Below are 5,254 nucleotides of genomic sequence, written 5' to 3'. Positions count from 1 at the left end.
ACGCCCTCCCGACGCAACGACAAAACCGTAAAGCCCCGCGTTCAGCATAACCCGGCAGGAATCCACTTAAATCCAGCGGGGCGCTGTCCAAACAACCGGGGCCAGCTCTCTGAACCGGGGAGCTGAGGTTGCGAAGCTTCAGTGCTCCGAGGAGAGACCAGATGGACGTCCACAAGAATGCGCCTTATGGGCAAATTGTTAGGTTGTGACGGCCAAGCGGAGATCTCATGATCAGACCCGACATTACCGCGTACGACCCCGGAGCAGAAGTCGCAAAGCACGAGGCCGAACTCGAGGAAATAATGCCTTTGTACCACTACACGTCCGCCGCAGGTTTACATGGCATCATAGCCAGCAGATCGCTGTGGACCTCACACTACCGCTTCCTCAACGACACGTCGGAGTTTCAGCACGGCTGGAAGATCGTGATCGAGGCCCTCGACCGTCGCGGCGCCGAAATCAGAGAACTCTCATCGCTTGCCTGGGAGACGATCGCACTGTTTCGTCAACACAGTGACGAAATTCATGGGTTCGTCGGGTCATTGACGTCTAAAGGCGATCTGCTCTCGCAATGGCGAGGCTACAATCGTGGACAAGGCTTCTCGATCGGATTCAACGCAGACTGGCTTTTGAAGAACGCCGCGGCGCAGGGATTTGATATCACGCCCGTCCTCTATGACCCAGAGAGCCAACGAGCGGCGGCTGATGGGGCAGTAACCCTGCTCATCGACCGCTTGTTGGAAGGGACGGATGAGCCGGAGGGCGCCCGCGCACAAGTCAAGACATGGTGGTCGCATGCACTGAAGACAGCTCTCGTTCTCAAGAACGGGCACTTCCAAGAGGAGCGCGAGCGGCGCCTGGTTTGGGTTGGTGTTTCCTGGCCCGCTGGACTAAAGACGCGCTTCTCACCAGCCGGTTTAGTTCCTTACCGTGCCTGTCAGTTTAACAAGGTCGTCATCAACAATGCAGCCACGCACCCCAATAACTGTGGCATCGAGGAAATCATCATTGGTCCCGCTTTGGCGCATCAGCAGACCTGCGCGGTGGACGCTCTATTGGCTTCACACAGCATGCGTCTCACGATCAAGCGGTCGGCGATACCCTATCTAGCAGACTGAACGCCTGTGCTTCTACGAAGAGTTGGTTCAGGGGCGCTCTTTATGGCCCTTTTTCCCGAAGCGAGCGACGCGTTGCGGCTGCCGAACTGGTCTCGACCTGCGCATCCAACCGCGCGAGCATTCGCGCATGGAAACTCGCATCGTCAACGACATCCCTGAGTGGCGCTATCAGGCGGCGGTCATCGCTCGCCTTCACGCGCTCGAAGACGACGGGTATCCGCTCACCTGTGCCGGTGACATGAACCGAGCGAAGCGTTCGCGACGCGAGCGCATGGAAGCCAAGGTAACGGGCCTTACGGCGGGCGAGCCCGACGTTCGCGTTTATGTCACCGGCGGCGTGCTGCTCAGCATCGAAGTGAAGACTCCCACGGGATCGCGCTCGAAAAATCAGAAGGATCGGCACAAGAAGCTGACCGACCTGGGCTTCATCGTGATCACGGCGAAGGCTGCCACCCCGGAAGAGCTCGCGGACGAAGTCGAGCGGATCGTGCGGAGCTATCTGTAGTGCAGATCACGCTCACGCTCACGAAGGGGATGCTCGACCAACTCGATCAGCTTCGAGATCGCAGTATCAACACCGCGACTGCCAAGGCGCTGACCTTCACCGCGCAGGACGCGCAGCAAGCGTTGCGCGTCCAAATCCCAGGCATCTTCGTCCTGCGTCGCCCTTGGGTGGTCAGCGGCATCCGCATTCGTCCGGCGAACGGCGGCAATCTCACGTCAGTCGTCGGCAGCATCGACAAGTACATGGAGCGCCATGTGATCGGTGCGGGCAAGGAGAAGTATCCCGACAACGCCCTATCGATCCACCCGAAGCGCAATAGCAGCGGCCGTCTCGCCACCGGCGGCATCCTGATCAAACCCTACGGATCGATTGGTAGCGCCCCGGTGCATACCGTGGTGCGTCGCCAGTTGAAGCGCATGGACGGTCAGAAGCGGAAGACGTTCCAGATCGTGAGCAACGGCAAGGTGCTGATCGTGCGTCGTCGCACGAAGAAGCGTCTGCCGCTGCAAACGCTCGCCGTGCTGCAAGGAAGCGCGACGATCAATGAGCATTGGGATTTCCTCGGGACCGTGTCCGGCGTCGTCCAGGCGCGCTTCCCGCAGCACTTCTATCGGGCAGTGGTCAATGCAGCGACGCGATAGAGGGGCCATGAGCGAAATGACTCCCACCCCCCTCGGACGTAGGCGACGCACGGTTCTACTCGCGCTCGCGATCTTCGCGATCTTGAGCACGACGGTCCCCATGGCTCTGACCGACGAACTGCACAGCGACCAAGATATCTCTTTGCAGAAAATGCAAACAACTCGGACTAGGGCCATACCAGCGATGTCAGCCCCTTCGACCAAGACCTCGGGCCTGCTAAGGATCAGCGCGCCGCATTACTGTGCTGGGGCGGACGTCATCGACGGGATCGTGTCAGGCAATGTCGCGCCGATTATTCGCTACATGCGTGGATGGCGCATCGAGTGCATGATTGTCCCGTCATCCGTGAAGCTCGTCATTCAACTGTTTTTCCAGTCGCTGAAGCTCCTCTGAAGGAACGGAGACTGGCGACGGCATGGCTTGATCATCCAGATGATCCAGCACTCGCCGAAGCTCCCCCTGAGGGAGCTGCTCTGAATGGAATGCGGCTTGCTCCTGAATGAAAGCCGACGGGGCGGGGTGATCATCTGGCCTTTCCTGAAGCTCCTCTGCGGATTCGGCATCAAGCAGTCGCCGAAGCTCCCCTGGAGAGAACTGCTCGGGATTAAAAGTAAACTCTTCCGGATCGATGGAGAACGACAGAGCAGGATGCTTGTCTCCTAGTCCGTGAAGCTCGTCATTCAACTGTTTTTCCAGTCGCTGAAGCTCCTCTGAAGGAACGGAGACTGCCGAGGGCATCGCTTGATCATCCAGATGACCCAGCACTCGCTCAAGCTCCCCTTGCGGGAGGTGCTCTGAATGGAATGCGGTTTGCTCCTGAATGAAAGGAGACGGCACGGGTTGATCATCTAGCCATTCCCGAAGCTCCTCTGGAGAGAACAGTTCGCGATCCAAAGTAAACTCTTCCGGATCGATGGAAAACGACGGAGCAGGATGATTGTCTCCCAGTGCGTGACGCTCGTCTTGCAACTGATTTTCCAGTCGCTGAAGCTCCTCTGAAGGGTCGGAGACTGCCGACGGCATGGCTTGTTCATCGAGATGATCCAGCACTCCCGGAGGGTCCTCGCGAGAAACTAAATGACTGGTGTCACGATAGCCATGGCCCCTGCTGCCAACGGTGTCGTCAATGCGCTGCGGTTTCATCTGCACCGCGGTTTCGGGGTTGATGAGCGCGTTCTGGAAGGAATGATTGCGCTCAGCGCTACGGCGCACTGCACGCACGACGGGTCTTCCTGTCGCCCGAAAGGTCCGGAAATGATCTATGGATTTAACGAGAATCGCACTACGCCCTCCAGTGTACTTGTGTATGGCGCCGTCGTCGATCAGCGACTTGCTGTCCAGCCGAGCAACAATGCTCGGTCGGTTATTTTCGAACAGCCAACGGCTATAATCAATCAGGCGGCTTCCATGCTCATGCGCCGTTCTGCTACTCATGCCGCCCTCCATGAGGGCGTGCTCAAGCCTCAGGAGGGCAGCATCCTCGGCATAAAGAGGCCGCTCGTCCGAATGCCCCCGGATTCTAACGCCTGTTGAGGCAACCCGCGGCGCACCGCTACTTTCTCCCGAAGCGGCGTTCGCGCTTGACTGTCGGTATATCACAACCTCTTCAAGATCGGGCAGCGTCCTCCGTCTCTTCGCTGCTCTCGATTGAGCCGCGTCACGCTCATGATTGATAAGGACCCCTTCGCTTTGCAGGAGATTGCTCCCGGCGCTTGCATCCGTCCTTTCGCCAAGGGATTGTTGGACATCGTTACATGCGTGCTTCGCTGGGGACCGGTGCCCGCTGGCAACGTAAGCGGCCTGGCTTGCCTGCGCCACGTGCTGCTCAAATTGACCGGCTTGGCCCGCCTGCGGCTCTTCCGAAACGGCGTGCCGCGCTAGCGACCCAGCTGGCACATTAGATGGATCGAAGTTCTGCCGGTCCATGTCAGCCTCGTGTTCAAGATTACCTGCGTAGGTCCCCTACTGCGGCAAGCTTTCTAGAACCTGACGTAGAGATGTCTCGCAGCGGTCGCAAAGGCCAGCCTGGGAACCGACATCGCTAGGAGTCAGCGTCTTCCCCATGATCTAGCTTCTCGCACCTGCTGCCAGCTTCGAACATCTCACAGATTGTAACTGGGTCCTTCCAGGGCCCTTCCCCCATTCGGGTGACGCGCGACCACTGACCCCTGGCAGATATAAAATTTCAAAAGTGACTTTCTGTTCTCGGATCGGTTGTAGAGCAGGGGGTTCCACCCCCCGGCCTGCCCCCGGAAAACATCCGGTTGGCAATTTCCAAAGGCGAAATTGATGTTTTGGTCCGTCGCCGGTCCGGCGAGGCGGAAGGGAGACCGAAACACGCTCGAAAGAAACAATACCGATTGAGACCGTATCGCCTCATCGCGGGAGAGGCGAAGTGGAAGAGATCAGAAAGAGGGTGGTCCGCAACAGGCGGCCGGTGCGTACTGACGAGCAGAAGCGGCAGGCTGCGACCTGGATTGCCGATTACTACCGCCGGAATCCAGCCAAGCGGGCCGAAAAAAACGAGAAGGCGTGCCTCCGGTCATACCTGAAGAAACAGTCGCTCGCTTGTCTGGTCACGCGGCTGTTCCGCAGCAATGTCGAGGCTGTGATCGCCGTTAAGAGGGAGATCGAGGAAGGCAATATCGATCAACGCGGACGCGCTCAGTTGCGGGCCAACGCGATCAGTTTTCTCGGAGGGCGATGCGCGTGGTGCGGCCACGACGACATGCTCTGTTTGCAGCTTGATCACATCAAGCCTGTGAAGCGACGCACCAACGGCGTCAAGGCGCACGACTCCGCTGCGTTCTGCCGTGAGATTTTGAGCGGGAAGACCGACAACGCGCAGGTTCTTTGCGCCAACTGCCACATGGTCAAGATGTCAATCGGCTTGCAAATTTGACCCTTCATCGGCGTCCAATTTTGACCCCTTTCCGCGGCGGGGTTTGCTGGTAGCGCTGGTCTCGTCGGAGCTGGCCGGGATAGCGGA

General features: G+C 58.6%; 6 protein-coding genes and 1 pseudogene. 5 read left to right on the top strand and 2 right to left on the bottom strand.

Features of this window, described 5'->3' with window-relative positions:
• Window positions 1–227 precede the first annotated feature (227 nt).
• The 4 genes from QJT78_RS48185 (at window position 228) to QJT78_RS48170 (ending at window position 2,658) form a co-directional block, all read left to right on the top strand.
• The gene (locus tag QJT78_RS48185) at window positions 228–1,118 is read left to right on the top strand and encodes a DUF2971 domain-containing protein (protein ID WP_038945758.1); all 891 of its coding nucleotides are present in this window, start codon (window positions 228–230) and stop codon (window positions 1,116–1,118) included.
• Between the two features lie 22 nt (window positions 1,119–1,140).
• Window positions 1,141–1,623: a VRR-NUC domain-containing protein gene (locus QJT78_RS48180; RefSeq protein WP_240537861.1), complete on the top strand. Its 483-nt coding sequence runs from the start codon at window positions 1,141–1,143 to the stop codon at window positions 1,621–1,623.
• Complete coding sequence (locus tag QJT78_RS48175) at window positions 1,623–2,264, top strand: hypothetical protein (RefSeq protein WP_038945756.1); 642 nt, start codon at window positions 1,623–1,625, stop codon at window positions 2,262–2,264. The genes QJT78_RS48180 and QJT78_RS48175 overlap by 1 nt, the downstream gene beginning before the upstream one ends.
• A gap of 100 nt (window positions 2,265–2,364) precedes the next feature.
• Complete coding sequence (locus QJT78_RS48170; RefSeq protein WP_143279770.1) at window positions 2,365–2,658, top strand: hypothetical protein; 294 nt, start codon at window positions 2,365–2,367, stop codon at window positions 2,656–2,658.
• Here the strand turns inward: QJT78_RS48170 and QJT78_RS48165 are convergent.
• On the bottom strand, window positions 2,605–3,699 hold the full coding sequence (locus tag QJT78_RS48165; protein WP_157791288.1) for a hypothetical protein: 1,095 nt from the start codon (window positions 3,697–3,699) through the stop codon (window positions 2,605–2,607). The two genes, QJT78_RS48170 and QJT78_RS48165, sit on opposite strands and share 54 nt — an antisense overlap.
• Window positions 3,700–4,660: 961 nt before the next feature.
• On the opposite strand from QJT78_RS48165, the gene QJT78_RS48160 reads away from it, so the two are divergent.
• Window positions 4,661–5,167, top strand: a complete 507-nt coding sequence (locus tag QJT78_RS48160) for a hypothetical protein (protein WP_281460752.1) — start codon at window positions 4,661–4,663, stop codon at window positions 5,165–5,167.
• On the opposite strand, the pseudogene QJT78_RS53370 reads toward QJT78_RS48160, so the two are convergent.
• Window positions 5,147–5,254 (bottom strand): annotated as a pseudogene (locus QJT78_RS53370) (IS21-like element helper ATPase IstB); the annotation flags it as partial. The gene QJT78_RS48160 and the pseudogene QJT78_RS53370 sit on opposite strands and share 21 nt — an antisense overlap.

It is taken from the genome of Bradyrhizobium sp. Mp27 (genome assembly GCF_029953005.1).
GTDB lineage: Bacteria > Pseudomonadota > Alphaproteobacteria > Rhizobiales > Xanthobacteraceae > Bradyrhizobium > Bradyrhizobium barranii.
This window is presented reverse-complemented; position numbering and strand designations above follow the sequence as displayed.